Origin of the sequence: Enterobacter quasiroggenkampii (genome assembly GCF_043972695.1) — a bacterium.
Classification (GTDB): Bacteria; Pseudomonadota; Gammaproteobacteria; order Enterobacterales; family Enterobacteriaceae; genus Enterobacter; species Enterobacter quasiroggenkampii.
Genome location: NZ_CP143745.1, coordinates 4,433,320 through 4,459,367, shown reverse-complemented (window position 1 = coordinate 4,459,367; position 26,048 = coordinate 4,433,320). Strand labels below are relative to the sequence as shown.

The 26,048-nt window shown below is 56.5% G+C and carries 26 protein-coding genes and 1 other RNA gene; 19 read left to right on the top strand and 8 right to left on the bottom strand.

The window, feature by feature from the left end:
- Positions 1-48: 48 nt before the first annotated feature.
- The 4 genes from fbaA to V1572_RS21225 all read left to right on the top strand — a co-directional run bounded on the left by fbaA (position 49) and on the right by V1572_RS21225 (position 3,773).
- Positions 49-1,128, top strand: coding sequence for a class II fructose-bisphosphate aldolase (fbaA, locus tag V1572_RS21240; RefSeq protein WP_008499731.1), 1,080 nt, complete (start codon positions 49-51; stop codon positions 1,126-1,128).
- Positions 1,129-1,314: 186 nt separating this feature from the next.
- Positions 1,315-2,169: a small-conductance mechanosensitive channel MscS gene (locus tag V1572_RS21235; RefSeq protein WP_039265487.1), complete on the top strand. Its 855-nt coding sequence runs from the start codon at positions 1,315-1,317 to the stop codon at positions 2,167-2,169.
- A gap of 145 nt (positions 2,170-2,314) precedes the next feature.
- Positions 2,315-2,950, top strand: coding sequence for an arginine exporter ArgO (argO, locus tag V1572_RS21230; RefSeq protein WP_021242063.1), 636 nt, complete (start codon positions 2,315-2,317; stop codon positions 2,948-2,950).
- A gap of 91 nt (positions 2,951-3,041) precedes the next feature.
- Positions 3,042-3,773 carry an oxidative stress defense protein gene (locus tag V1572_RS21225; protein WP_008499728.1) on the top strand — a complete coding sequence of 244 codons (732 nt, stop codon included), beginning with the start codon at positions 3,042-3,044 and terminating at the stop codon, positions 3,771-3,773.
- 43 nt (positions 3,774-3,816) lie between these two features.
- Here V1572_RS21225 and argP read toward each other — a convergent pair whose 3' ends face one another.
- On the bottom strand, positions 3,817-4,710 hold the full coding sequence (gene argP, locus V1572_RS21220) for a DNA-binding transcriptional regulator ArgP (protein WP_008499727.1): 894 nt from the start codon (positions 4,708-4,710) through the stop codon (positions 3,817-3,819).
- A gap of 127 nt (positions 4,711-4,837) precedes the next feature.
- Between argP and rpiA the strand changes: the two genes are divergently transcribed.
- Both rpiA and serA read left to right on the top strand, forming a co-directional pair.
- Positions 4,838-5,497 carry a ribose-5-phosphate isomerase RpiA gene (gene rpiA / locus V1572_RS21215; RefSeq protein ID WP_014885151.1) on the top strand — a complete coding sequence of 220 codons (660 nt, stop codon included), beginning with the start codon at positions 4,838-4,840 and terminating at the stop codon, positions 5,495-5,497.
- Positions 5,498-5,763: 266 nt separating this feature from the next.
- Positions 5,764-6,996: a phosphoglycerate dehydrogenase gene (gene serA / locus V1572_RS21210; RefSeq protein ID WP_021242062.1), complete on the top strand. Its 1,233-nt coding sequence runs from the start codon at positions 5,764-5,766 to the stop codon at positions 6,994-6,996.
- Positions 6,997-7,098: 102 nt separating this feature from the next.
- On the opposite strand, the gene V1572_RS21205 is transcribed toward serA, so the two are convergent.
- The 3 genes from V1572_RS21205 to zapA all read right to left on the bottom strand — a co-directional run bounded on the left by V1572_RS21205 (position 7,099) and on the right by zapA (position 8,274).
- Complete coding sequence (locus V1572_RS21205) at positions 7,099-7,695, bottom strand: 5-formyltetrahydrofolate cyclo-ligase (protein ID WP_104950158.1); 597 nt, start codon at positions 7,693-7,695, stop codon at positions 7,099-7,101.
- Between the two features lie 24 nt (positions 7,696-7,719).
- A non-coding RNA gene (gene ssrS, locus V1572_RS21200) (6S RNA) lies at positions 7,720-7,903 on the bottom strand.
- Positions 7,904-7,944: 41 nt separating this feature from the next.
- Positions 7,945-8,274 (bottom strand): cell division protein ZapA, encoded by a 330-nt coding sequence (gene zapA, locus V1572_RS21195; RefSeq protein ID WP_006811891.1) that lies wholly within the window; start codon positions 8,272-8,274, stop codon positions 7,945-7,947.
- A gap of 168 nt (positions 8,275-8,442) precedes the next feature.
- On the opposite strand from zapA, the gene V1572_RS21190 reads away from it, so the two are divergent.
- From V1572_RS21190 to V1572_RS21155, 8 genes are all read left to right on the top strand, one after another.
- Positions 8,443-9,021, top strand: a complete 579-nt coding sequence (locus V1572_RS21190) for a YecA family protein (RefSeq protein ID WP_024906571.1) — start codon at positions 8,443-8,445, stop codon at positions 9,019-9,021.
- Positions 9,022-9,052: 31 nt separating this feature from the next.
- A complete protein-coding gene (pepP, locus tag V1572_RS21185; RefSeq protein WP_395300004.1) occupies positions 9,053-10,366 on the top strand; it encodes a Xaa-Pro aminopeptidase in 1,314 nt (437 codons plus the stop codon).
- Positions 10,363-11,541: a 2-octaprenyl-6-methoxyphenyl hydroxylase gene (gene ubiH, locus V1572_RS21180; RefSeq protein ID WP_196346589.1), complete on the top strand. Its 1,179-nt coding sequence runs from the start codon at positions 10,363-10,365 to the stop codon at positions 11,539-11,541. Before pepP ends, ubiH begins: the two co-directional genes overlap by 4 nt.
- A 12-nt stretch (positions 11,542-11,553) precedes the next feature.
- Positions 11,554-12,756, top strand: coding sequence for an FAD-dependent 2-octaprenylphenol hydroxylase (ubiI, locus tag V1572_RS21175; protein ID WP_395299561.1), 1,203 nt, complete (start codon positions 11,554-11,556; stop codon positions 12,754-12,756).
- Positions 12,757-13,153: 397 nt separating this feature from the next.
- Positions 13,154-14,248: a glycine cleavage system aminomethyltransferase GcvT gene (gene gcvT, locus V1572_RS21170; protein ID WP_045910150.1), complete on the top strand. Its 1,095-nt coding sequence runs from the start codon at positions 13,154-13,156 to the stop codon at positions 14,246-14,248.
- A 23-nt stretch (positions 14,249-14,271) separates the two neighbouring features.
- Positions 14,272-14,661 carry a glycine cleavage system protein GcvH gene (gene gcvH, locus V1572_RS21165; RefSeq protein ID WP_008499718.1) on the top strand — a complete coding sequence of 130 codons (390 nt, stop codon included), beginning with the start codon at positions 14,272-14,274 and terminating at the stop codon, positions 14,659-14,661.
- A 127-nt stretch (positions 14,662-14,788) separates the two neighbouring features.
- Positions 14,789-17,662, top strand: a complete 2,874-nt coding sequence (gene gcvP, locus V1572_RS21160) for an aminomethyl-transferring glycine dehydrogenase (protein ID WP_395299560.1) — start codon at positions 14,789-14,791, stop codon at positions 17,660-17,662.
- A 70-nt stretch (positions 17,663-17,732) separates the two neighbouring features.
- The gene (locus tag V1572_RS21155) at positions 17,733-18,476 is read left to right on the top strand and encodes an SDR family oxidoreductase (RefSeq protein ID WP_045909915.1); all 744 of its coding nucleotides are present in this window, start codon (positions 17,733-17,735) and stop codon (positions 18,474-18,476) included.
- 77 nt (positions 18,477-18,553) lie between these two features.
- Here the strand turns inward: V1572_RS21155 and bglA are convergent, their stop codons facing one another.
- Both bglA and V1572_RS21145 read right to left on the bottom strand, forming a co-directional pair.
- Entirely contained in the window at positions 18,554-19,987 is a 1,434-nt protein-coding gene (gene bglA, locus V1572_RS21150; protein WP_023294510.1) for a 6-phospho-beta-glucosidase BglA, read from the bottom strand.
- Positions 19,988-20,103: 116 nt separating this feature from the next.
- Positions 20,104-20,835, bottom strand: coding sequence for a MurR/RpiR family transcriptional regulator (locus V1572_RS21145; protein WP_021242053.1), 732 nt, complete (start codon positions 20,833-20,835; stop codon positions 20,104-20,106).
- Positions 20,836-21,100: 265 nt separating this feature from the next.
- Here V1572_RS21145 and trhA point away from each other — a divergent pair, with 265 nt between their 5' ends.
- The gene (trhA, locus tag V1572_RS21140; RefSeq protein ID WP_045335239.1) at positions 21,101-21,760 is read left to right on the top strand and encodes a PAQR family membrane homeostasis protein TrhA; all 660 of its coding nucleotides are present in this window, start codon (positions 21,101-21,103) and stop codon (positions 21,758-21,760) included.
- Between the two features lie 84 nt (positions 21,761-21,844).
- Here the strand turns inward: trhA and ygfZ are convergent, their stop codons facing one another.
- A complete protein-coding gene (gene ygfZ / locus V1572_RS21135) occupies positions 21,845-22,825 on the bottom strand; it encodes a tRNA-modifying protein YgfZ (protein ID WP_045909913.1) in 981 nt (326 codons plus the stop codon).
- Between the two features lie 294 nt (positions 22,826-23,119).
- Here ygfZ and sdhE point away from each other — a divergent pair, with 294 nt between their 5' ends.
- Positions 23,120-23,386, top strand: coding sequence for an FAD assembly factor SdhE (sdhE, locus tag V1572_RS21130; protein WP_006178375.1), 267 nt, complete (start codon positions 23,120-23,122; stop codon positions 23,384-23,386).
- Positions 23,367-23,777, top strand: a complete 411-nt coding sequence (locus tag V1572_RS21125; protein ID WP_021242050.1) for a protein YgfX — start codon at positions 23,367-23,369, stop codon at positions 23,775-23,777. Before sdhE ends, V1572_RS21125 begins: the two co-directional genes overlap by 20 nt.
- Before the next feature lie 6 nt (positions 23,778-23,783).
- On the opposite strand, the gene fldB is transcribed toward V1572_RS21125, so the two are convergent.
- Positions 23,784-24,305, bottom strand: a complete 522-nt coding sequence (gene fldB, locus V1572_RS21120; RefSeq protein ID WP_395299559.1) for a flavodoxin FldB — start codon at positions 24,303-24,305, stop codon at positions 23,784-23,786.
- A gap of 101 nt (positions 24,306-24,406) precedes the next feature.
- Here fldB and xerD point away from each other — a divergent pair, with 101 nt between their 5' ends.
- Together xerD and dsbC are read left to right on the top strand one after the other, a co-directional pair.
- Positions 24,407-25,303 (top strand): site-specific tyrosine recombinase XerD, encoded by an 897-nt coding sequence (xerD, locus tag V1572_RS21115; protein ID WP_008499709.1) that lies wholly within the window; start codon positions 24,407-24,409, stop codon positions 25,301-25,303.
- A 28-nt stretch (positions 25,304-25,331) separates the two neighbouring features.
- The gene (dsbC, locus tag V1572_RS21110; RefSeq protein ID WP_023333302.1) at positions 25,332-26,045 is read left to right on the top strand and encodes a bifunctional protein-disulfide isomerase/oxidoreductase DsbC; all 714 of its coding nucleotides are present in this window, start codon (positions 25,332-25,334) and stop codon (positions 26,043-26,045) included.
- Positions 26,046-26,048 lie beyond the last annotated feature (3 nt).

Genomic DNA, 26,048 nt, shown 5'->3' with positions numbered 1-26,048 from the left:
TAAGAGCTCGCACCTTTTCTAACGGCCGAAGATACAGGACTAAGCAACATGTCTAAAATTTTTGATTTCGTAAAACCTGGCGTTATCACTGGTGATGACGTACAGAAAGTGTTCCAGGTAGCTAAAGAAAACAACTTCGCTCTGCCAGCAGTTAACTGCGTGGGTACCGACTCCATCAACGCCGTACTGGAAACCGCTGCAAAAGTTAAAGCACCGGTTATCGTTCAGTTCTCTAACGGCGGCGCTGCGTTCATCGCAGGTAAAGGCGTGAAAACTGACATTCCTCAGGGTGCTGCAATCCTGGGCGCTATCTCTGGTGCGCACCACGTTCACCAGATGGCTGAGCACTACGGTGTTCCAGTTATCCTGCACACTGACCACTGCGCGAAGAAACTGCTGCCGTGGATCGACGGTCTGCTGGACGCGGGTGAAAAACACTTCGCGGCAACCGGTAAGCCACTGTTCTCTTCTCACATGATCGACCTGTCTGAAGAGTCACTGCACGAAAACATCGAAATCTGCTCTAAGTACCTGGCGCGCATGGCCAAAATGGACATGACCCTGGAAATCGAACTGGGTTGCACCGGCGGTGAAGAAGACGGCGTGGACAACAGCCACATGGACGCTTCTGCACTGTACACCCAGCCAGAAGACGTTGATTACGCTTACACCGAGCTGAGCAAAATCAGCCCACGCTTCACCATCGCAGCGTCCTTCGGTAACGTACACGGCGTTTACAAACCAGGTAACGTGGTTCTGACCCCAACCATCCTGCGTGATTCTCAGGAATACGTTTCCAAGAAACACAACCTGCCGCACAACAGCCTGAACTTCGTCTTCCACGGCGGTTCCGGTTCTTCTGCTCAGGAAATCAAAGACTCCGTAAGCTACGGCGTTGTGAAAATGAACATCGATACCGACACCCAGTGGGCAACCTGGGACGGTATCCTGCAGTACTACAAAGCGAACGAAGCTTACCTGCAGGGCCAGCTGGGCAACCCGAAAGGCGAAGACCAGCCAAACAAGAAATACTACGATCCACGCGTATGGCTGCGCGCAGCGCAGACGTCCATGGTGACCCGTCTGGAGCAGGCTTTCAAAGAACTGAACGCGATCGACGTTCTGTAATTTGAGCTGCTAACAGCATCAGAAGGCCCGCAAATGCGGGCCTTTTTTTATGCTTTTTCAATACCCTGCCAGACCTGCTTTTGTGATCTGTTTGGCAAAACCAGTGCTTTTTGTTTACCCTTTACAGACCTGCCTGTCTCCATGGGGGATGGATTTTGTGTTTTGGTTTAACAAAAGGAAGAATAAATGGAACAACTCGATGTTGTAGACAGCATCAATAACGCCGGTAACTGGCTGGTGCGCAACCAGGCCCTGCTGCTGAGCTATGCCGTGAACATCGTCGCGGCGATTGCCATCATCATCGTCGGGATGATCGTGGCGCGTATTGTCTCGAATACGGTTAACCGCGTGATGCTGGCCCGTCACATTGACGCCACGGTGGCTGACTTCCTCTCCGCACTGGTGCGTTACGGCATTATCGCCTTTACGCTGATTGCGGCGCTGGGCCGTGTTGGGGTGCAAACCGCCTCTGTCATCGCCGTTCTCGGTGCCGCCGGTCTGGCTATTGGTCTGGCGCTGCAGGGCTCGCTTTCAAACCTGGCGGCAGGCGTTCTGCTGGTGACCTTCCGTCCGTTCCGCTCCGGCGAGTACGTTGACCTTGGCGGCATTGCCGGAACCGTGCTGCAGGTACAAATTTTCTCAACGACCATGCGCACCGTCGATGGCCGCATCGTGGTCGTGCCGAACGGGAAAATTATCGCGGGCAACATCATCAACTTCTCCCGTGAGCCGGTGCGTCGTAACGAACTGATTATTAGCGTGGCATACGACTCCGATATCGATCAGGTGAAGTCGCTGATTACCAACATCATTGCTTCAGACGACCGTATCCTGAAAGACAAAGAGCAGACGGTTCGCCTGAATGAACTCGGCGCTTCCTCCATTAACTTTGTGGTGCGTATCTGGAGCAAAAGCAGCGATCTGCAAAACGTGTACTGGGACGTGCTGGAGCGCATTAAGCGCGACTTCGACGCCAACGGCATCAGCTTCCCGTACCCGCAGATGGACGTAAACGTCAAAAAAGTCAAAGAAGCAGAATAACGTCACCCGTAGGCCCGGTAAGCGCTAGCGCCACCGGGCTTTATTTTTATAAGCTCCGCTAATACCCAATTAATATTATCCATTTCCTCTTATGTAATTCGCGCAGTATAGTCGGCTTCCAGAACAACACTGCGAGAAAATCGTCATGCTATCTTATTATTTTCAAGGGCTTGCCTTAGGTGCAGCCATGATCCTTCCCCTCGGCCCGCAAAATGCGTTCGTGATGAATCAGGGCATCCGCCGCCAGTACCATCTGATGATTGCCCTGCTGTGCGCGGTAAGCGATTTACTGCTGATCTGCGCCGGGATTTTTGGCGGCAGCGCGCTGCTGATGCAGTCTCCGTGGCTGCTGGCGCTGGTCACCTGGGGCGGCGTGGCGTTTCTGCTCTGGTACGGATTCGGCGCCCTAAAAACGGCGATGAGCAGCAACCTCGAGCTGGCGAGCGCGGAGGTCATGAAGCAGGGCCGCTGGAAGATTATCGTCACCATGCTGGCAGTGACCTGGCTAAACCCTCATGTCTATCTCGACACCTTCGTCGTGCTGGGCAGCCTGGGCGGTCAACTGGACGTTGAACCGAAACGCTGGTTTGCGCTCGGCACGGTCAGCGCCTCTTTCCTGTGGTTCTTCGGTCTCGCCATTCTGGCGGCATGGCTGGCGCCCCGCCTGCGTACGGCCAAAGCCCAGCGCATCATTAATACCCTGGTCGGCCTGGTGATGTGGTTTATCGCTTTCCAGCTGGCGAAAGAGGGGATTCATCATGTCCAGGAATTGTTCAACTAATCCTTGTCTTATGGACAACTGAACAAGACCCGCTAAGCTTGCTGGCATGCGCCCTGTTAATGGGCACTCTTCGCAACATGGAGGAATGACAGTGAAGTTTAAAGTGATGGCCCTGGCGGCATTAGTAAGTTTCGGTGCGGTGTCGGTGCAGGCAAGCGAATTGCCGGATGGCCCGCACATCGTCACGTCAGGCACCGCAAGCGTGGACGCGGTACCCGATGTTGCAACCCTGGCAATTGAGGTGAATGTGGCGGCGAAAGATGCGGCGACGGCCAAGAAGCAGGCTGACGATCGCGTTGCGCAATACCTCTCTTTCCTCGAGCAGAACGGTGTCGGTAAAAAAGATATCAACTCTGCGAACCTGCGTACTCAACCCGATTACGACTACCAGAATGGCAAAAGCATCCTGAAAGGCTACCGTGCCGTGCGTACCGTTGAAGTGACCGTGCGTCAGCTGGATAAGCTTAACTCGCTGCTGGACGGTGCGCTGAAGGCGGGCCTGAACGAGATCCGTTCCGTGTCGCTGGGCGTTGCGCAACCGGAGAAATACAAAGACGAAGCGCGTAAAGCGGCGATTGATGATGCCATTCACCAGGCGGAACAGCTGGCTTCTGGCTTTAAGAGCAAGCTCGGTCCGGTTTACAGCGTGCGTTACCACGTCTCTAACTACCAGCCAAGCCCGATGGTTCGTATGATGAAGGCTGATGCCGCCCCGGTGTCCGCTCAGGAAACTTACGAGCAGCCAACCATTCAGTTCGACGATCAGGTGGATGTGGTCTTCCAGCTGGAACCCGTTGCAGCACAGCCGAAACCGGCTCAGTAATCTGTAGGCCGGGTAAGGCGTAGCCGCCACCCGGCTTTTCTTTTTAATCCTGTCTCAATACTTTATGCCCGTACGCCAGCAGCGCGTCGGTGACGTTGCGCATCATCCGGCTTTCCGGCGCAAAACGGTGCCAGTAGAGCATCCGGCGCTGATACAGCCCTGGCGTCAGGTCAATCAGCTCACCGCTTTTCAACTCTTTCTCAATCTGCAGGTGCGGGATCATGCAGCAGGTCGTGCCCTGGCGCGCAAGCTGCACGAAGGCTTCAGACGAGTTAACGATATGACACGGCACGCTGCCCGGCGGCAGGTCGAAGTTTTGCTGCAGGAACGCCTGATGCATATCGTCCAGATGGTCGAACGCCACGGCAGGGGCTTTCAGCAGCGCCGCGCGGGTGACGCCGTTGGGGAAGTAGCGTTCCGCAAAGGCTTTTGAACCCACAAACAGGTAATCCAGGGCGCCTAACTGATCGACAAGACAGCTTGGCAGCGCCTGAGGCTGGATACTGACCGCCCCAACTACCTCACCGCGACGCAGGCGCTCCTGGGTGCGGGTTTCGTCTTCAACCTGCAAATTCAGGCGGATAGGGGAGTCCGCGAGGACCGGCGCCAGGGCCGGCAGCAGCCAGGTTGCCAGACTGTCGGCGTTGACCGCCAGAGAGAGCAGCAGCGGCGTAGAGCCCGTTTGCTCGTCACCCAGCCACTCGTCTTCCAGCAGTTCAACCTGGCGCAGCAGGGCGAGGAGCTTTTGTCCTTGCTCGGTTGGACGTGGCGGCACGGTACGCACCAGCAGCGGCTGGCCGAACATATTTTCAAGCTGTTTGATACGCTGAGAGACGGCGGACTGCGTGATGCAAAGCTTTTGCGCCGCGCGCTCAAAACCTCGTTCACGAATAACTGCATCAAGTGCCTGTAGTGTTCTGTAGTCCGGACGTTTCATTGCTCTGGCTGGCTCCTTAATTTTGCTTATTCTGCACTATGACACAATTTTCCCTTTGTGGCAGACGAATTCCATTCGACGTGTTCTATAATGCGCCCTGAGTTTTCACACCACAGGCAAAACGATCATGACGCAGGATGAACTGAAAAAAGCAGTAGGATGGGCCGCTCTCCAGTACGTACAGCCGGGTACCATTGTCGGTGTCGGTACGGGATCAACCGCGGCACACTTTATCGATGCGCTGGGCACGATGAAGGGGCAGATCGAGGGCGCGGTTTCCAGCTCTGATGCTTCCACGGAAAAGCTGAAAAGCCTCGGCATTACCGTTTTCGATCTCAACGAAGTGGATCGTCTGGGGATTTACGTTGATGGTGCGGATGAAATCAACGGCCACATGCAGATGATCAAAGGCGGCGGCGCGGCGCTGACGCGTGAAAAAATCATCGCCTCCGTTGCGGACAAGTTTATCTGCATCGCCGACGCCTCCAAGCAGGTAGACATTCTGGGGAATTTCCCGCTGCCGGTTGAAGTGATCCCGATGGCCCGCAGCGCGGTTGCCCGTCAGCTGGTGAAGCTGGGCGGTCGCCCGGAATATCGTCAGGGCGTAGTGACCGACAACGGTAACGTGATCCTCGACGTTCACGGTCTGGAAATTCTCGACGCGATTGCGCTGGAAAATGCCATCAACGCCATTCCTGGCGTCGTGACCGTAGGGCTATTCGCCAACCGTGGCGCGGATGTGGCGCTGATCGGCACCGCTGACGGTGTGAAAACCATCGTAAAATGATCTGACGGGGGGAGTCCTCCCCCCGCTAAAAAATTTTTGATACGCTAAATTCGGTGACTTGTGTCACGTTTTTATGCCTCTTTTGCCGATCCTTCCGCGTTTGTAAATTTCCATAGCATTTTCCTCTGCCATTTTGCGCTGTATGACTTTCCTTCAGCGTGCCGACGCAAACGTTCATATTGCTGCAATAGTTTTTTTTGATATGTTGGCTACAGCGGATTTATATCCAGCACAACATCAGTTCAGACAAAAACAGGGTCGGGTAAATGGCAAAGGTATCACTGGAGAAAGACAAGATTAAATTCCTGCTGGTCGAGGGCGTGCATCAAAAAGCAATCGATAGCCTTCGTGCGGCAGGTTACACCAACATCGAATTTCACAAAGGCGCGCTCGATACCGAAGAGCTGAAAGCGTCCATCCGTGATGCCCACTTCATTGGCCTGCGATCCCGTACTCACCTGACTGAAGATGTGATTGCCGCGGCGGAAAAGCTGGTGGCTATCGGCTGCTTCTGCATCGGTACCAACCAGGTTGACCTGAATGCTGCCGCGAAACGCGGTATTCCTGTCTTCAACGCCCCGTTCTCCAACACCCGTTCCGTGGCGGAGCTGGTCATTGGCGAACTGCTGCTGCTTCTGCGCGGCATTCCGGAGGCTAACGCCAAAGCACACCGCGGCGTCTGGAACAAACTGGCTGCGGGTTCCTACGAAGCCCGTGGAAAAAAACTGGGTATCATCGGCTATGGTCACATCGGTACCCAGCTGGGGATTCTGGCGGAATCTCTCGGTATGCATGTCTATTTTTACGATATCGAAAGCAAGCTGCCGCTGGGCAATGCCACCCAGGTTCAACACCTGTCTGACCTGCTGAACATGAGTGACGTGGTGAGCCTGCACGTGCCGGAAAATGCGTCCACCAAAAACATGATGGGTGCGGAAGAGCTGGCGTTGATGAAGCCGGGCTCACTGCTGATTAACGCCGCGCGTGGCACGGTTGTCGATATCCCTGCGCTGTGCGATGCGCTGAAGCGTAAGCACCTGGCGGGCGCCGCCATCGACGTCTTCCCGACGGAGCCTGCGACCAACAGCGATCCGTTTACCTCTCCGCTGTGCGAGTTCGACAACGTGATCCTGACGCCACACATCGGCGGTTCTACCCAGGAAGCGCAGGAGAATATCGGTCTTGAAGTGGCGGGTAAGCTGAGTAAATACTCCGACAACGGTTCTACGCTCTCTGCGGTGAACTTCCCGGAAGTGTCTCTGCCGCTGCACGGTGGCCGTCGTCTGCTGCACATCCACGAAAACCGTCCAGGCGTGCTGACCGCGATTAACCAGATCTTTGCCGAGCAGGGCGTAAACATTGCCGCGCAGTATCTGCAGACCAACTCGCAGATGGGCTATGTGGTTATTGATATCGAAGCGGATGACGATGTGGCCGAGAAAGCGCTGCTGAGCATGAAGGCCATTCCGGGGACGATTCGCGCGCGTCTGCTGTACTGATGGTGCGGTCTGTGGTGTCGGGTGGCGCTTACGCTTACCCGACCTACAATGTTCGAGGATTTATGTAGGCCGGGTAAGGCGTAGCCGCCACCCGGCTTTATTCTACCAAAGCCACGTTTTACTGGGCGTCACCACCGCCGGTAACGGCACATCCCATTTTTCTACCGGCAACGCCTCCACGCCCTGGCAATCATGCGCGTAGCCCACCGGCTGCAATCCATACTGCTGCCAGTTTTGCAGTGTCCGGTCGTAAAAACCACCGCCCATTCCCAGGCGCTGTCCCTGCTCATCAAACGCGACCAACGGCGTAATCAGCACATCCAGCTGTGACAGAGGCAGCACGTCGCGCACGTCGAGTTTCGGTTCGGTGATTTTCAGACGATTCACCACCAGCTCGCTGTGCGGGTGATAGTGCAAAAACAGCAGATTGCCTTCACTGAACGGGTGTAGCACCGGCAGGTATACCTTCTTCCCGGCGCGCCAGAGTTGCTCTATCAGCGGTTGGGTATCCAGTTCTCCATCAAATGACAGAAACAGGGCAACCGTGCGCGCCATCACGACAGGGGGATACGCCATCATACGGGCGGCGGCCTGCTGGGCAAAATGCGCTTGCTGAACGGGGGTTAACGCACGACGGCGTTGACGAATGAGCTGACGAATGTCCTGGCGTGAAGCCGAAACTTCAGGGAATTGAGTCATGGTAGTCGGTAGAAGAAAAGAGAGGGAATCTCCGAGATGCCGCCGCAGGCTGTAACCCTTGAACCCTTGGTTCAAGGTGAATGTGTCGTCATAGTTTTAAGGCTTCTCGGACGGACCGAGCATGCTCACCAACCATGGAGCGCCACATTCTTGTGGTATGAAATATCGGCTCAGGGGACTGGCCCGCTTGCGAACATCTCAGAGAAATTTTGTCTTCACAGTTACTCTACCATAGTCAACTGAGAAGTGTTATTCAAACTTGGGTCCCGGTCTTTCGGGATTGCGACCTTGATCAAGCAATGCCTGTTCTATGGTCTGCTGGAGCATTTTAATGCGCTGCTCCATGCTTGCCGCGTAGTCGCGGGTCTTCGCTTTTTCCTGAGTCAGTTCATAGCTGATGTTCAACGCGGCGATGAAAACCAGCTGCTCAGTATTTGTGACTCTAGTGCGTTCTTTTAGATCTTGCAACCGCTGATTCAAATCGTCCGCAGCCTGATTCAAAGCATCCCTTTGTTCAGGCGGACAATTCACTCGCAGTGAACGGCCAAAAATCTGGAGATCGACGGGTTGTGCAGACATGCCACCTTCCTGCTGATTGACTGCGCTGCCTTCGCCTGATGCCCCGGGGGCTGCGAAGGGGCGACACTATAGCTACCCTGATGTGAAGATACAAGCCCTTTTCTGGTATCACCAGGGTCCAAAGTGGTAGCATATCATGAAACTTCCCCCCAATGATGACGAATGCGCATGTCTATACAGAACGAAATGCCTGGTTACAAGGATTTAAACCAGTTACTGAACCAGCAGGGAGTCGGTTTAACCCCTGCCGAAATGCACGGTCTGATCAGTGGCATGCTGTGCGGCGGAAACAGCGACAGCTCATGGCAGCCGCTGATCCACGACCTCACGAATGAAGGGCTGGCGTTTGGTCACGAGCTGGCGGAAGCGCTGCGTAAAATGCATGCCGCCATCAGTGATTCGCTGGAAGACGATGGCTTCCTTTTTCAGCTTTATCTGCCTGAAGGCGACGACGTCAGCGTGTTCGATCGCGCCGATGCGCTGGCGGGGTGGGTAAATCACTATCTGCTGGGTCTGGGCGTCACGCAGCCTAAACTGGATAAAGTCACCGGCGAAGCGGGTGAAGCGATCGACGATCTGCGCAACATCGCCCAGCTTGGCTACGATGAAGACGAAGACCAGGAAGAGCTGGAAATGTCTCTCGAAGAGATCATCGAGTACGTGCGCGTGGCGGCACTGCTGTGCCACGACAACTTTACGCGCTCACAGCCGACTGCGCCGGAAGTCCGCAAGCCAACCTTACATTAAGAAAAATAACGCACAGGAGGGTGTCATGGTTATCTCGAGTCAAGAGTATTCGCGCCGCCGTCAGGCGCTGCTGGCAAAAATGCAGCCGGGCAGCGCCGCGCTGATTTTTGCCGCGCCTGAAGTGACGCGCAGCGCCGACAGCGAATATCCCTATCGCCAGAGCAGCGACTTCTGGTACTTCACCGGCTTTAACGAGCCGGAAGCGGTACTGGTGTTGATTAAGAGCGATGACACCCACAACCACAGCGTGATTTTCAACCGCGTGCGCGATCTGACGGCCGAAATCTGGTTTGGTCGCCGCTTAGGGCAAGAGGCCGCACCGGAAAAGCTGGGCGTCGACCGTGCGCTGGCGTTTAGCGAAATCAACCAGCAGCTCTACCAGCTGCTTAACGGCCTCGACGTGCTCTATCACGCGCAGGGCGAATATGCTTACGCCGATGAGATTGTCTTCACCGCGCTGGATAAGCTGCGAAAAGGCTCGCGGCAGAACCTGTCCGCACCGGCCACGCTGACGGACTGGCGTCCGGTGGTGCATGAGATGCGCCTGTTCAAGTCTGAAGAAGAGCTGAACGTGATGCGCCGCGCGGGCGAAATCAGCGCGCTGGCGCATACCCGCGCGATGGAGAAATGCCGTCCCGGGATGTTCGAATACCAGCTGGAAGGCGAAATTCACCACGAATTTAACCGCCACGGCGCGCGCTATCCCTCCTACAACACCATTGTTGGCGGCGGGGAAAACGGCTGCATTCTGCACTACACCGAAAACGAAAGCGCGCTGCGCGACGGCGATCTGGTGCTGATTGACGCCGGTTGCGAATATCAGGGCTATGCGGGGGACATCACCCGGACCTTCCCGGTGAACGGTAAATTCTCGCCGGCACAGCGCGCGATTTACGACATTGTTCTCGAATCCCTTGAGACGGCGCTCAGGCAGTATCGTCCGGGTACCTCCATCCAGGAAGTGACCGGTGAAGTGGTGCGCATCATGATTACCGGTCTGGTCAGGCTCGGTATCCTGAAAGGGGACGTAGATACCCTGATTGCTGAAAATGCGCATCGACCGTACTTTATGCACGGCCTGAGCCACTGGCTGGGGCTGGACGTTCATGACGTTGGCGCCTACGGCACCGACCGTTCGCGCGTGCTGGAGCCGGGCATGGTGTTAACCGTGGAGCCGGGTCTCTATATCGCGCCGGATGCCGACGTGCCTGAAGCGTACCGCGGGATTGGTATTCGTATTGAAGATGACATCGTGATTACCGAGACCGGTAACGAAAACCTGACCGCCAGCGTCGTGAAAAACGCTGACGATATCGAGGCGCTGATGGCAGCGGCGCGCGCATGAGCGTGATTATCGTTGGCGGCGGCATGACCGGGGCCACGCTGGCGCTGGCCATTTCGCATTTGACGCAGGGGCAGCTTCCGGTGCACCTGGTGGAAGCCGTTGCGCCAGAGGCGTCCAACCACCCCGGGTTTGATGCCCGCGCCATCGCGCTGGCGCAGGGCACCTGCCAGCAGCTTTCGCGCATTGGTATCTGGCAGGCAATTGCCGACCGAGCTACGGCGATCGGGACCGTTCACGTCAGCGATCGCGGCCATGCGGGATTTGTCACGCTGGACGCGCAGGATTACCGGATTGATGCCCTGGGTCAGGTTGTTGAGCTACACGACGTCGGATTGCGTCTGTTCCGCCTGCTCCAGGACGCGCCGGGCGTCACGCTGCATTGCCCCGCGCGCGTGGCCAGCGTGAGCCGAAGTGAAGCGTCGGTCAGCGTGACGCTGGAAAACGGCTCTGTTCTTGAAGGCCAGCTTCTGGTTGCTGCGGACGGTTCGCGCTCGTCGCTCGGCACCCAGTGCGGCGTGGAGTGGCGCCAGCAGCCTTACGGCCAGGTGGCGGTCATTGCGAACGTCGCTACCGCATCTGACCACAACGGCAGGGCGTTTGAGCGCTTTACGCAGCATGGCCCACTGGCGATGCTGCCGATGTCGGACGGGCGCTGTTCCCTGGTCTGGTGTCATCCGCAGGATAAGGCTGAAGAGGTGAAGGCCTGGTCCGACGAACGTTTTTGTACCGAGCTGCAGAAAGCCTTTGGCTGGCGGCTGGGGCGTATTACCCATGCCGGCAAGCGGACGGTCTATCCGCTTTCGCTGACCACGGCATCTCAGTCCATCTCCCATCGTCTGGCGCTTGTCGGTAACGCCGCGCAAACGCTGCATCCCATCGCGGGGCAAGGCTTTAACCTTGGCTTACGCGACGTCATGAGCCTGGCCGAATCACTGGCGCAGGCATGGGGCGAGCAAAAAGACTGCGGGGCGTATTCGGTGCTGAGTCATTACCAGAAGCGCCGTCAGGCGGATAAAGAGGCCACCATCGGTGTGACCGATGGCCTGGTCCATCTTTTTGCCAATCGCTGGGCACCGCTGGTTGCGGGTCGCAATCTCGGGCTGATGGCGATGGAACTATTCATTCCGGCACGTGACGTGCTGGCGCAGCGGACCCTGGGTTGGGTTGCGCGTTAAGGAGTTATCACCGTGCAAAATGTTGATGTCGCCATCGTTGGCGGCGGAATGGTCGGACTGGTATTGGCCTGTGGATTACAGGGCAGCGGCCTGCGCGTGGCGGTGCTGGAGCAAAAACAGCCCCAGCCCGTTGCCCCGGATGCGCCGCCGGAACTCCGCGTCTCGGCCATTAATGCGGCCAGCGAAAAGCTTCTGACGCACCTTGGCGTCTGGTCAGATATTGTGGCGAACCGCGCCAGCTGCTATCACGGCATGGAGGTGTGGGATAAGGACAGCTTTGGTCATATTGCTTTTGATGATGAAAGCATGGGCTATAGCCATCTGGGCCACATCGTTGAAAACGCGGTGATCCACCACGCGCTGTGGCAAAAAGCACAGCAGTGCAGCGACGTGACGCTGATTGCGCCTGCGCAGATCCAGCAGGTGGCGTGGGGCGAAAACGAGGCGTTTATCACCCTGCAGAGCGGCGACATGCTGACCGCGCGCCTGGTGGTCGGTGCTGACGGTGCCAACTCCTGGCTGCGTAATAAAGCCGATATCCCGCTGACCTTCTGGGACTATCGTCATCACGCTCTGGTCGCGACGATCCGCACCGAAGAGCCGCACGGCGGCGTGGCGCGCCAGATTTTCCACAACGACGGCATACTGGCGTTCCTGCCGCTTGCCGATCCGCACCTGTGCTCGATCGTCTGGTCCCTGGTGCCGGACAAAGCCCGGCAGATGCATGAGGCGACGCCGGAGGCCTTTAACCAGGCGCTGTGCGTGGCCTTTGATAACCGCCTTGGCCTGTGCTCTCTTGAAAGCGAACGTCAGGTGTTCCCGCTAACCGGCCGCTACGCGCGTCAGTTTGCGGCGCACCGTCTGGCGCTGGTGGGGGATGCGGCGCATACCATTCATCCGCTGGCCGGGCAGGGCGTTAACCTTGGCTTTATGGACGCGGCGGAGCTGGTCGAGGAGCTGCGTCGCCTGCATCGCGAAGGAAAAGACATCGGCCAGCATCTCTATCTGCGTCGCTACGAGCGCAGCCGCAAGCACAGTGCGGCGATGATGCTGGCGGGCATGCAGGGCTTCCGCGAGCTGTTTGCCGGGGCAAATCCGGCGAAAAAACTGCTGCGCGATATCGGTCTTAAACTGGCCGATACGCTTCCTGGCGTCAAACCTCAACTTCTCCGTCAGGCGATGGGTCTTAACGATCTCCCTGACTGGCTGCGCTAACTTAGATCCCCGTCACACTTTATTTTCCCGGCCTCTGCGCCGGGGAAATTCCCTCGTTTGAAATATTCTAATTTCACGTCATTTTTCGCATTAGATAATCTAATGTCGCATTTTTCTCGTTACGGAAATTCGGCCCGATTTTCCGCACGAAATATCACCATGTGCTAAATCCTGTTAGATCATTGTTAATTTTGTGCGGGGTTAATCGCATTTTTCCAGTGAATAACTCTGTAGGCTTTTTAGCGATTTTTTGTCATAAGCTAATGTGATGACCCATTTTGCCTTATGGTTAACCGCCGGTTTCGGTGGTAAGTTCAGGTAAAAGAGAACGTTTGCGTCGGTGCCCGAACGCGGGGCCGATACCGGGTTTCACGGTGAATTTTTCAACGAGGACAAGATGGCTCAACAGACTCCTTTGTACGAACAACACGTGTTATGCGGCGCCCGCATGGTGGACTTCCATGGCTGGATGATGCCGCTGCACTACGGCTCGCAGATTGATGAGCACCACGCGGTGCGCACCGATGCCGGTATGTTCGACGTGTCCCACATGACAATTGTCGATCTGCGCGGTAGCCGCACCCGGGAGTTTTTGCGTTATCTGCTGGCAAACGACGTCGCCAAACTGAAGACGCCGGGTAAAGCGCTCTATACCGGCATGCTGAATGCCTCGGGCGGCGTGATTGATGACCTTATCGTCTATTACTTCACTGAAGATTTCTTCCGCCTCGTTGTAAACTCCGCCACCCGCGAAAAAGACCTCTCCTGGATCACCCAACACGCCGAACCTTATGCCATCGACATCACCGTCCGTGACGATCTGTCGCTGATCGCCGTGCAGGGACCAAACGCGCAGGCGAAAGCCGCCTCTCTGTTTAACGACGAGCAGCGCAACGCCACCGCTGGCATGAAGCCGTTCTTTGGCGTGCAGGCGGGCGATCTGTTTATCGCCACCACCGGCTACACCGGTGAAGCGGGCTACGAAATTGCGATGCCAAACGAGAAGGCCGCTGATTTCTGGCGTGCGCTGGTGGAAGCGGGCGTGAAGCCTGCGGGTCTGGGCGCGCGCGATACGCTTCGTCTGGAAGCGGGCATGAACCTCTACGGTCAGGAGATGGATGAAGGTGTCTCTCCGCTGGCCGCCAATATGGGCTGGACCATCGCGTGGGAACCGGCTGACCGTGACTTTATCGGCCGTGAAGCGCTGGAGATGCAGCGCGAGAAGGGCACTGAACAACTGGTGGGCCTGGTAATGACCGAGAAGGGCGTGCTGCGCGGCGAACTGCCGGTGCGCTTTACCGATGCTGACGGCAATCCTCGCGAAGGCGTGATCACCAGCGGAACCTTCTCTCCGACGCTGGGCTACAGTATTGCACTGGCACGCGTGCCGGCGGGGATTGGCGAAACGGCGGTGGTGCAAATCCGCAACCGCGAAATGCCGGTCAACGTGACCAAACCGATTTTTGTTCGCGCCGGTAAGCCGGTCGCCTAATCATTTTTATCAGGAGAACTTCAATGAGCAATGTGCCAGCAGAACTGAAATACAGCAAAGAACACGAGTGGCTGCGCAAAGAGGCGGACGGCACTTACACCGTAGGGATCACCGAGCACGCGCAAGAGCTGCTGGGCGACATGGTGTTTGTTGACCTGCCTGACGTGGGCACGACCGTGAGCGCGGGCGACGACTGCGCCGTGGCGGAGTCCGTAAAAGCAGCATCCGATATCTACGCGCCGGTAAGCGGTGAAATTGTTGCCGTCAACGACGCGCTGAGCGATTCGCCAGAGCTGGTCAACAGCGAGCCTTATGAAGGCGGCTGGATCTTCAAGATCAAAGCCAGCGACGAATCCCAGGTTGCCGCGCTGCTGGATGCGACCGCATACGAAGCACTACTGGAAGACGAATAACGTTGTGCCGGATGGCGCTGCGCTTATCCGGCCTGGAGATCAACGTAGGCCCGGTAAGCGTTAGCGCCACCGGGCAACAGCGTTACAGATAACTACGATTCACTGCACGTTTCAGGAACCATCGCTCATGACACAGACTTTAAGCCAGCTTGAAAACCGTGGCGCCTTCATCGAACGTCACATTGGGCCGGATGCTCAGCAACAGCAGGAGATGCTAAAGACAGTTGGCGCGGATTCATTAAACGCACTGATCGGCCAGATTGTGCCAAAAGACATCCAGCTTGCCACGCCGCCTCAGGTGGGGGAAGCCACTACGGAATTCGCCGCGCTGGCGGAGCTGAAGGCCATCGCCGGCCTGAACAAGCGCTATAAGTCTTACATTGGCATGGGCTACACCAACGTGCAGTTACCGCCGGTGATCCTGCGCAACATGCTGGAAAACCCGGGCTGGTACACCGCCTATACGCCGTATCAGCCAGAAGTCTCCCAGGGCCGTCTGGAAGCGCTGCTGAACTTCCAGCAGGTGACGCTGGACCTGACCGGCATGGATATCGCCTCCGCTTCTCTGCTGGATGAAGCGACAGCTGCCGCCGAAGCGATGGCGATGGCTAAGCGCGTGAGCAAGCTGAAAAACGCTAACCGCTTCTTCGTGGCGGCGGACGTGCATCCTCAGACGCTGGACGTCGTGCGCACCCGTGCGGAAACCTTCGGCTTTGACGTGATTGTCGACGACGCTGACAAAGTGCTGGATCATCAGGATGTCTTTGGCGTGCTGCTGCAGCAGGTGGGCACCACCGGTGAAGTTCACGACTACGGCGCGCTGATTGCCGAGCTGAAATCCCGCAAGGTGGTTGTGAGCGTTGCCGCCGATTTTATGGCGCTGATGCTGCTGACGGCGCCGGGCAAACAGGGCGCGGATATCGTATTCGGCTCAGCACAGCGCTTCGGCGTACCGATGGGCTACGGCGGCCCGCACGCGGCGTTCTTCGGCGCGAAAGATGAATTCAAACGTTCCATGCCTGGCCGTATTATCGGCGTCTCCAAAGATGCTGCCGGTAATACCGCGCTGCGCATGGCGATGCAGACCCGCGAGCAGCATATCCGCCGCGAGAAAGCGAACTCCAACATCTGTACCTCACAGGTGCTGCTGGCTAACATCGCCAGCCTGTACGCCGTGTTCCACGGCCCGGCTGGCCTGAAACGCATTGCCAGCCGCATTCACCGCCTGGCCGATATCCTGGCCTGCGGCCTGCAGCAAAAAGGTCTTAAGCTGCGCCATGCCCACTACTTCGACACCCTGTGCGTGGACGTGGCGGACAAGGCCGCCGTGCTGGCCCGCGCGGACGCGGCAAAGATCAACCTGCGCAGCGACATCCACAACGCCGTCGGCATTACGCTGGATGAAAGCACCACCCGCGACGATATCCTGAACCTGTTCAGCGTGCTGCTGGGTGACGCGCACGGTCTGGACATTGATGCGCTCGACAAAGAAGTTGCGCTCGACAGCCGCTCCATTCAGGACAGCATGCTGCGTAACGACGCCATCCTGACGCACCCGGTCTTTAATCGCTACCACAGCGAAACCGAGATGATGCGTTACATGCACTCTCTGGAGCGCAAGGATCTGGCGCTGAACCAGGCGATGATCCCGTTGGGATCCTGCACCATGAAGCTGAACGCCGCGGCAGAGATGATCCCAATCACCTGGCCTGAATTCTCCGAGCTGCACCCGTTCTGCCCGCCAGAGCAGGCGGAAGGTTATCACGTGATGATCAACCAGCTTTCCGACTGGCTGGTGAAGCTGACCGGTTACGACGCGCTCTGCATGCAGCCGAACTCCGGCGCGCAGGGTGAATATGCGGGCCTGCTGGCAATCCGTCACTATCACGAAAGCCGCAACGAAGGCCATCGCGATATCTGCCTGATCCCAAGCTCCGCCCACGGCACCAACCCGGCCTCTGCCCAGATGGCGGGCATGGAAGTGGTGGTTGTGGCGTGCGATAAAAACGGCAACATCGACCTGGCTGACCTGCGCGCGAAAGCCGAGCAGGCGGGCGACCGACTCTCCTGCATCATGGTGACCTATCCGTCCACCCACGGCGTGTATGAAGAGACCATCCGTGAAGTGTGCGACGTGGTGCACCAGTTCGGCGGTCAGGTATACCTCGACGGCGCAAACATGAACGCGCAGGTGGGCATTACCTCGCCGGGCTTTATCGGTGCGGACGTATCGCACCTCAACCTGCACAAAACCTTCTGTATTCCGCACGGCGGTGGCGGCCCGGGCATGGGGCCAATCGGCGTGAAAGCGCACCTGGCGCCGTTTGTGCCGGGCCACAGCGTGGTTCAGATTGAAGGCATGCTGACCCGTCAGGGCGCGGTCTCTGCGGCACCGTTCGGTAGCGCCTCTATCCTGCCAATCAGCTGGATGTATATCCGCATGATGGGCGCGGAAGGGCTGAAGCAGGCGAGCCAGGTGGCCATTCTGAACGCCAACTATATTGCGACGCGCCTGAAGTCTGCCTTCCCGGTGCTCTATACCGGCCGCGACGGTCGCGTGGCGCATGAGTGCATCCTCGATATTCGTCCGCTGAAAGAGCAGACTGGCATTAGCGAGCTGGACATCGCCAAGCGTCTGATCGACTACGGCTTCCACGCGCCTACCATGTCGTTCCCGGTTGCGGGCACGCTGATGGTGGAGCCAACGGAGTCCGAAAGCAAAGCCGAGCTGGACCGCTTTATCGACGCGATGCTGGCCATCCGCATGGAGATCGATCGCGTGCAGGACGGTGAGTGGACGCTGGAAGATAACCCGTTGGTTAACGCCCCGCACACCCAGCACGAGATGGTGGCGGAGTGGAACCACGGTTATTCCCGCGAGCTGGCGGTCTTCCCGGCAGGTGTGGCGAACAAATACTGGCCGACCGTGAAGCGTCTCGATGACGTCTACGGCGACCGTAACCTGTTCTGCTCCTGCGTGCCGATGAGCGAATACCAGTAACATTGCTGATGTAGTAACGTAGGCCGGGTAAGGCGAAGCCGCCACCCGGCTTTTTTATTGGGAGAAGATAATGGCAATTGCACTGGTCACCGGCGCCAGCCGCGGCATCGGGAAAGCCACCGCGCTGCAGCTGGCTCGCGAAGGCTACACCGTGGCGGTGAACTATCATCACAACATTAACGCCGCGCAGGACGTCATCAGGCAGATTGTGGATGCGGGTGGTCAAGCCTTTGCTGTACGTGCAGACATCAGCGATGAAGCTCAGGTGCTGGCGATGTTTAACAGCCTCGATCGCGAAGGCGAGCCGTTGACCGCGCTGGTCAATAATGCGGGGATCCTGTTTGAGCAGTCCACCATCGAGAATCTCTCCGCCGAGCGCATTAACCGTGTCCTGGCGACCAACGTCACGGGCTATTTCCTCTGCTGTCGGGAAGCGGTAAAACGCATGTCCTTCAAACATGGCGGCAAGGGCGGGGCGATAGTGAATGTCTCTTCCGCAGCGTCCCGTCTGGGCGCGCCGGGTGAATATGTGGATTACGCCGCGTCCAAGGGGGCGGTGGATTCGCTGACAACGGGTTTATCGCTGGAGGTCGCGGCGCAGGGCATTCGCGTTAACTGCGTCCGTCCCGGTCTGATCTATACCGATATCCATGCTTCCGGCGGAGAGCCGGGGCGAGTGGATCGCGTAAAATCGTTACTGCCGATGCAGCGCGGCGGCCAGCCGGAAGAGGTCGCCCAGGCGATTGTCTGGCTGCTGAGCGAAAAGGCGTCGTATGTGACGGGGAGTTTTATAGAGCTGGCGGGCGGGAAATAAAAGCCGGGTGGCGGCTTCGCCTTACCCGGCCTACTGTTCGTGTAGGCCCGGTAAGCGCAGCGCCACCGGGCAAAAAATCACAGCGCCTCGCCGTTGCTGGCAATCACGCCCTTATACCACTCGAAGCTCTTCTTACGGGAACGCGACATGTCGCCCGTGCCGTCGTCGTGCTTGTTCACGTAGATAAAGCCGTAGCGCTTGCTGTACTGGCCGGTGGTAAACGACACGCAGTCGATACAGCCCCATGGCGTATAGCCCATCAGATCCACGCCATCGTGGGTAACGGCTTTGATCATCTCTTCCACGTGGGCACGCAGGTAGTCGATGCGATAGTCATCGTTGATGCTGCCGTCTTCTTCTACCTTGTCGTAGGCGCCGAAGCCGTTTTCCACGATAAACAGCGGTTTCTGGTAACGCTCGTACAGTTCGCACAGGGAATAGCGCAGGCCTACCGGGTCAATCTGCCAGCCCCAGTCGGAGGCCTTCACGTGCGGGTTCGGTACGCTGCCTTCGAAACCGGAAATGGCATCGCCGGTACCGCCTTCCGCCTTCACTGCGTTGGTCATGTAGTAGCTGAAGCCTAAGTAGTCGCAGGTGCCTTCACGCAGGATCTGCTCGTCGCCCGCTTCCATTTTGATGGAGAAGCCACGGCGTTCCCACTCATTCAGGACGTAAGATGGGTAGTAACCCCGCAGCTGGACGTCGGTAAAGACGTAGCGCTCGCGCATTGATTCCTGGGCGAACATCACGTCTTCCGGTTTGCAGGAGAACGGATAGAGCGCCACCATCGCCAGCATGCATCCGACTTTCATCTCCGGGTTGATGCGGCGCGCGGCCTTCACCGCCAGGGCACTGGCCACAAACTGGTGGTGCAGGACCTGATACATGGTCTCTTCCGGATTTTCATGTTCGGTATAGACCACGCCCGAGCAGCAGTAGCCGAAGAGCGGCGCGCGCCAGTTACGCTGGTTGTTGATTTCGTTGAAGGTCATCCAGTATTTGACCTTGTTTTTGTAGCGCTCGAAGACCACTTCCGCGAAGCGCACAAAGAAATCGACCACTTTACGGTTGGTCCAGCTACCGTACTCCTTCACCAGGTGCAGCGGCATTTCGAAGTGGGAGAGGGTGATCACCGGTTCGATGTTGTATTTCAGCAACTCATCGAACATGTCGTCGTAAAACTTCAGCCCTTCTTCGTTTGGCTGCGTTTCGTCACCGTTCGGGAAGATACGCGTCCAGGCAATCGAGGTGCGGAAACACTTGAAGCCCATCTCGGCAAAAAGCTTAATGTCTTCTTTGTAATGGCCGTGGAAATCAATCGCCTCATGATTGGGATAATATTTCCCCGGCACCACGTCCTGCGTGATTTCGCGCGGTACGCCGTGTGCGCCGCCGGTTAATACGTCGCAAATGCTTGGCCCTTTGCCGCCTTTGTTCCAGCCGCCTTCAACCTGGTGAGCGGCAACCGCGCCACCCCATAAAAAATCTTTTGGTAAGGTCAATTTTTTCATCGCTGCTATTCTCAATAAATGGCTTATTGGCATCGAGTCTAGCAAAGCGAAATTAAATGTCACGATATAACAAATTGGGCATAATGTGATTTGTTACATCAAAAAAACAGGATGTTTTATTCTGCAAGTTTCTTCGCCAGCTTACGGCCGAGAGATTCCAGAATATAGATGACGGGAATTTGCGTGGTGATATCGTAGACGCCCGCAATACGCGTCTGGGGAACGTGCCAGGAGAGATTAAAGTCCGCCAGTTTTGCGAGACGCGAGTGCTCGTGGCTGGTAATGGAGAGCACCTTGCAATGATGCAGGCTAAACTGGCTGGCGAAGCGCAGGATCTCCTCGGTCTCACCCGAGACGGAGAGCACAATCGCCAGCGCATTTTTCGCCATGTCATTGGTGACCGGGAAATAAGGGTCATCAATATGGTTACTGAATTTTCCGATATTAGAAAAGAAACGTGCGCCATATTTTGCCAGCGAGCCTGACGTTCCTGCGCCGACAAATATAATGCGTTCCGACGATAAAATAATATCGACCGCACTATCTAATAACGCGTCGAACTCTTCATTATTTACGCTTTTAAAGAAGCTGATAATTTCGCTGGCGCCGAAATTCGCCTGCTGGGGCTCGTTTTGTTCAAGATAAAGCTTAAAGCGTACGCGAAACTCCGAGTAGCCTTCGCAGTTAAGCTTGCGGCAAAAGCGCAGGATAGTGGTCGTCGAGACACCCGCCGCATCCGCCAGCTCGCGGATGGTCATGTACATGACTTTGTCACGGTTTTTAATGACATAATTGTAGACCATCATCTCCAGGTTATTGAGACTGGCAATGGCGGAGTGGGTAAAGATACTCACAATGGCATAACTCTTATTCAGACCTCATGTATCCATCATAACATGCGGCCAGACGGCAGGATCCATTTTTATGCTCTTGATTCTTAATGGTTAAATTTTAATGTGAACAAATGTTAGGTGAAAAATTCATTTATGCCTATGATTTTAAGGTATAAATCCTGAAGTGAAATTATTTTAGCTAACAGGTGTTCACTGGAATCATTCTCAGTTAGCATAGTGATGCGATGAATAATCATCTTTTGTTTTCCCGGAGTTTTGTATGGTGAGTAGACCATTAATCGCACAGGGATATTCGCTGGCTGAGGAAATAGCCAACAGCATCAGCCACGGCATTGGCCTGGTGTTTGGGATTGTCGGTTTAGTGTTATTGCTGGTGCAGGCGGTCGATGCCAATGCCAGCGCAATGGCTATTACCAGCTACAGCCTGTATGGCGGAAGCATGATCCTGCTATTTCTGGCCTCGACGCTGTATCACGCGATCCCGCATCAGCGGGCCAAGATGTGGCTCAAGAAGTTTGACCACTGCGCTATCTACCTTCTTATTGCAGGCACCTACACGCCGTTTCTGCTGGTGGGGCTCAACTCACCGCTGTCGCGCGGCCTGATGATTGTTATCTGGAGCCTGGCGCTGCTCGGGATCCTGTTTAAGCTCACCATTGCGCACCGGTTTAAAGTGCTGTCGCTGGTCACCTATCTGACCATGGGCTGGCTGTCGCTGATCGTGGTGTACCAGCTGGCAATCAAACTGTCGATAGGGGGCGTCACGCTTCTGGCCTTAGGCGGCGTGGTGTATTCGCTCGGCGTCATTTTCTACGTCTGCAAGCGTATTCCGTACAACCATGCCATCTGGCACGGCTTTGTGCTGGGCGGCAGCGTGTGCCACTTTTTGGCGATTTATTTGTATGTGGGGCAGGCGTAGTTTTTTGTCGGGTGGCGGCTTCGCCTTACCCGACCTACGGGATTTGTAGGCCCGGTAAGCGCAGGGCCACCGGGCGATACAGCATCACTCTTCCAGTGAATAGGGCAGAGGCTCGATGCTCAGTGTGTTCACATCGTCACGCACGCGGAACACGCTGTCCGCTTCCATGTCGTTGTTCATAACGGCCTGCACCAGAAGACGTCCATCATCCAGCTGTACGGCGGCTAATACGGTGCCGGTACGGCGCCAGTTTTCACCCATCTTCAGCTCTAAATCTTCCCCTGCTTCAGGTACGCGGCTGGCATGGCCCGCGAGTGTCCATAACGCGCGTTTGTTTGCCCCGCGGAATTTTGCTCGTGCGACCATCTCCTGGCCGGTATAGCAGCCTTTTTTAAAGCTGATGCCGCCCAGCGCCTGCAGGTTCGTTGCCTGAGGAATAAACTGCGCGCTGTTTGCGGCGTCAATGATCGGCAGACCCGCTTCGATATTCAGCGCCAGCCACTGCTGACTGTTGTTAAGCTGCGCTTCGCCGCGCAGCGCCTCGGTGACGCGCTCGGCGGTTTCAGCATCGGTGACTAACAGAAAACGCTCTGCCGGGTGTTCAAACCACAGGATGGAGGTCGCGCCTTCGCTGACGAGCTGCTTTTCCGCATCCGGCAGTTCGCTGAAGAGATTTTTCAGCGCCGCACGCGCCTGGAAGCCGGCCACACCCAGCAGGACATGTTCGTCGTCCGGGGCGATAGTGACTTTGGAGAAGACCGCGTATTTTTTCAGCTCTTTGAGCTGGGCGTCACGCAGGCTGCGGCGCTCAATAAAGGCAAAACCGTCCTGACGGCGGAACAGACGCAGGTTGCTCCACATTTTACCTTTTGGGTCGCAATGGGCGGCCAGCAGGTGCTGGTGTTCGGTCATCTGACTGACGTCGGCGGTCACCTGGCCCTGCAGATATTTTTCGGCGTCGGCACCGGTGAGCGTCGCCAGCGCCCAGTCATCAAGAGAAATAAGCGTCAGCGGCAGACGCGCAGAGGCGGCGGGCTGGCGAGGAGAAAATGGTGTAAAGGCCATAACGATATCCTGAATTGCTTAACGCTTTGATAATGCCTAATGGTAAAAGAGCCTGCAGGCAATGCAAGCGCTTTCAACAGGCCATTTGTGCCATAAACCGGTTGTGCGTAACACCACGCAAAATAATGTAATCCGCTGTCTTTGTAGGGATTATTCTGGAAGCCTGCTCGTCGATCGCAATATTCCAGTAATGAAACGCTCAAAAACACGTTACACTAGCTGGTGTCCCCGTAGAGAAATAAAGAACACTGAATGGGGTACCGACTGTGCCAAACGTAATGCAGGAAACTGAACATGGATATTAACAACAAGGCCCGTATTCACTGGGCGTGCCGTCGCGGCATGCGTGAACTTGATATTTCCATCATGCCTTTCTTCGAATATGAGTATGACACCTTAAGCGACGATGATAAGCGTCTGTTTGTTCGCCTGCTTGAGTCTGACGATCCGGATTTATTCAACTGGCTGATGAACCACGGCAAACCCGCCGACACCGAGTTGCAACGGATGGTGCAATTAATTCAAACACGGAATCGGGAACGTGGTCCTGTGGCAATCTGATCTTCGCGTCTCGTGGCGCTCGCAGTGGATGTCTTTGTTGCTCCACGGCCTGGTTGCGGCCTTTGTGTTACTGATGCCGTGGCCGCTGAGCTATACGCCGCTGTGGCTGCTGTTACTCTCGTTTGTCGTGTTTGACAGCGTACGCAGCCAGCGTCGCATTAATGCCCGTCAGGGAGAGATCAAGCTACTGATGGATTCCCGCCTGCGCTGGCAGGGAAAAGAGTGGGATATTCTCGGTATGCCCTGGATGCTCAACTGCGGCATGATGTTACGGTTACGCAAGGTGGACGGCGGGCGTTGCCAGCATCTTTGGCTGGCGGCTGACAGTATGGATGCTGCCGAGTGGCGAGACCTGCGCCGGATGCTGTTGCAACAGACGACGCAGGGGTAATAGGCGTTAGCTAAACTTTTCTGCCATTTCGCCCAGAATCTGCTCGCACCAGTTTTGCAGGCGTTCATCGCTAAGATCGTACTGGTTGGTTTCATCCAGCGCGAGCCCAACAAACAGCTCGCCGTCGGCAATAATCGGCTTTTTACTGGTGAACTCGTAACCTTCGGTTGGCCAGTAGCCGATGAACGACACCCCTTTCGGTGCCAGCTTGTCGTGCAGCATGCCGAGCGCGTCCAGGAACCACTCCCCGTAACCCAGCTGATCTCCCATCCCGTACATGGCAACAATCTTGCCGTCGAGATTGACTGAATCGAGTTGCTCCCAGATGGCTTCCCAGTCTTCCTGTATCTCACCAAAGTCCCAGGTTGGGATGCCGAGGATCAGCACATCGTACTGTTCCATCAGCGCGACCGCGTCATCTTTCAGGTTATGCAACGTCACCAGTTCCGGGCCAATGATGTCGCGAATTTTCTCTGCCGCCATTTCGGTGTAGCAGGTGCTGGAACCATAGAACAGACCAATATTCATCGCGTAACAATCTCAATTCTTGCGTTGACTTTGCGCGTAGTGTACCAGAAACCGGTCACAATCAGGCATAATGACCTGACTGCAGAATCAAAGGGGCTGATGTGGAAAAGGATCTCGCACTCGTTGAACAGTTTCTCGACGCGCTGTGGCTGGAAAAAAATCTGGCCGAGAATACGCTCAGCGCCTATCGGCGCGATCTTACCATGCTGGTGGAGTGGCTGGCCCGTCGGCAGCTCTCGCTGGCGAGCGCGCAAAGCGACGACCTGCAGGCACTGCTCGGTGAACGTGTCGAAGGGGGCTACAAAGCGACCAGTTCTGCGCGCTTGCTCAGCGCCATGCGTCGGCTGTTCCAGCATCTCTACCGTGAGAAGATCCGCGAGGACGATCCCAGCGCGCTGCTGGCATCCCCAAAACTTCCGCAGCGGCTGCCGAAAGATCTGAGCGAAGCACAAGTTGAGAGATTATTACAGTCACCGGCAGTTGACCTGCCGCTGGAGTTACGCGATAAAGCCATGCTTGAGCTATTGTATGCTACCGGCCTGCGCGTTTCGGAACTGGTTGGCCTGACGATGAGCGACATCAGCCTGCGTCAGGGCGTGGTGCGCGTCATCGGTAAAGGAAACAAGGAAAGGCTGGTTCCGCTGGGCGAAGAGGCGGTTTACTGGCTGGAAACGTATCTGGAGCACGGTCGCCCGTGGCTGCTCAACGGCGCATCTATCGACGTTCTGTTTCCGAGCCAGCGCGCACAGCAGATGACGCGGCAAACGTTCTGGCATCGCATCAAGCATTACGCCACACTGGCCGGTATCGACAGTGAAAAGCTTTCGCCGCACGTATTGCGTCATGCCTTCGCGACGCATCTGCTCAACCACGGCGCGGATTTACGCGTGGTGCAGATGCTGCTGGGACATAGCGATCTTTCCACGACGCAAATTTACACCCATGTCGCGACGGAACGCCTGCGGCAGCTACACCAACAGCACCACCCTCGTGCGTGAGTGCCGACGAATTGTAACAGGATCAACTATGAAAAAGAGTTTCGCGCTGTTCACCCTGCTGGCAGCCTCCTTTACCGGTTTCGCCCATGCTGACGACGCCGCTATCAAACAGTCGCTCGCTAAGCTTGGCGTCACCGGCAGCGATATTCAGCCAGCACCGGTCGCCGGAATGAAAACGGTACTGACCAACAGCGGCGTGCTGTACGTCACCGAAGACGGAAAACACATTATTCAGGGGCCAATGTACGACGTGAGCGGCGCGCAGCCGGTCAACGTGACCAACCAGCTGCTAATGAAAAACCTGAACGCGCTCGAAAAAGAGATGATCGTCTATAAGGCGGCGCAGGAAAAACACGTCATTACCGTCTTCACCGACATCACCTGCGGCTACTGCCACAAGCTGCATGAAGAGATGAAAGATTACAACGCGCTGGGTATTACCGTGCGCTATCTGGCCTTCCCGCGCGCGGGCGTACAGAGCCAGCCAGAGCAGGACATGAAGGCCATCTGGTGTGCGAAAGACCGCAACAAAGCCTTTGATGATGCGATGAGCGGAAAAGAGGTTAAGCCAGCCTCCTGCGATATCGACATTGCTAACCACTACGCGCTGGGCGTGCAGTTTGGCGTGAGCGGTACGCCAGCGATTGTCCTGAGCAACGGGTATGTCGTTCCGGGCTATCAGGGACCAAAAGAGATGAAAGAGTTCCTCGACGCGCACCAGAAACAGGTTAGTGGTAAATAATCC

Bases quoted from the DNA above. Each gene is read 5' to 3' on its own strand.
- V1572_RS21235 (WP_039265487.1), top strand. From the start codon at position 1,315: ATGGAACAACTCGATGTTGTAGACAGCATCAATAACGCCGGTAACTGG.
- gcvP (WP_395299560.1), top strand. From the start codon at position 14,789: ATGACACAGACTTTAAGCCAGCTTGAAAACCGTGGCGCCTTCATCGAA.
- argP (WP_008499727.1), bottom strand. From the start codon at position 4,710: ATGAAACGTCCGGACTACAGAACACTACAGGCACTTGATGCAGTTATT.
- trhA (WP_045335239.1), top strand. From the start codon at position 21,101: ATGGTGAGTAGACCATTAATCGCACAGGGATATTCGCTGGCTGAGGAA.
- V1572_RS21190 (WP_024906571.1), top strand. From the start codon at position 8,443: ATGTCTATACAGAACGAAATGCCTGGTTACAAGGATTTAAACCAGTTA.
- gcvT (WP_045910150.1), top strand. From the start codon at position 13,154: ATGGCTCAACAGACTCCTTTGTACGAACAACACGTGTTATGCGGCGCC.
- zapA (WP_006811891.1), bottom strand. From the start codon at position 8,274: ATGTCTGCACAACCCGTCGATCTCCAGATTTTTGGCCGTTCACTGCGA.
- V1572_RS21205 (WP_104950158.1), bottom strand. From the start codon at position 7,695: ATGACTCAATTCCCTGAAGTTTCGGCTTCACGCCAGGACATTCGTCAG.
- fldB (WP_395299559.1), bottom strand. From the start codon at position 24,305: ATGAATATTGGTCTGTTCTATGGTTCCAGCACCTGCTACACCGAAATG.
- rpiA (WP_014885151.1), top strand. From the start codon at position 4,838: ATGACGCAGGATGAACTGAAAAAAGCAGTAGGATGGGCCGCTCTCCAG.
- argO (WP_021242063.1), top strand. From the start codon at position 2,315: ATGCTATCTTATTATTTTCAAGGGCTTGCCTTAGGTGCAGCCATGATC.
- V1572_RS21155 (WP_045909915.1), top strand. From the start codon at position 17,733: ATGGCAATTGCACTGGTCACCGGCGCCAGCCGCGGCATCGGGAAAGCC.
- gcvH (WP_008499718.1), top strand. From the start codon at position 14,272: ATGAGCAATGTGCCAGCAGAACTGAAATACAGCAAAGAACACGAGTGG.
- bglA (WP_023294510.1), bottom strand. From the start codon at position 19,987: ATGAAAAAATTGACCTTACCAAAAGATTTTTTATGGGGTGGCGCGGTT.
- sdhE (WP_006178375.1), top strand. From the start codon at position 23,120: ATGGATATTAACAACAAGGCCCGTATTCACTGGGCGTGCCGTCGCGGC.
- ygfZ (WP_045909913.1), bottom strand. From the start codon at position 22,825: ATGGCCTTTACACCATTTTCTCCTCGCCAGCCCGCCGCCTCTGCGCGT.
- ubiH (WP_196346589.1), top strand. From the start codon at position 10,363: ATGAGCGTGATTATCGTTGGCGGCGGCATGACCGGGGCCACGCTGGCG.
- fbaA (WP_008499731.1), top strand. From the start codon at position 49: ATGTCTAAAATTTTTGATTTCGTAAAACCTGGCGTTATCACTGGTGAT.
- serA (WP_021242062.1), top strand. From the start codon at position 5,764: ATGGCAAAGGTATCACTGGAGAAAGACAAGATTAAATTCCTGCTGGTC.
- dsbC (WP_023333302.1), top strand. From the start codon at position 25,332: ATGAAAAAGAGTTTCGCGCTGTTCACCCTGCTGGCAGCCTCCTTTACC.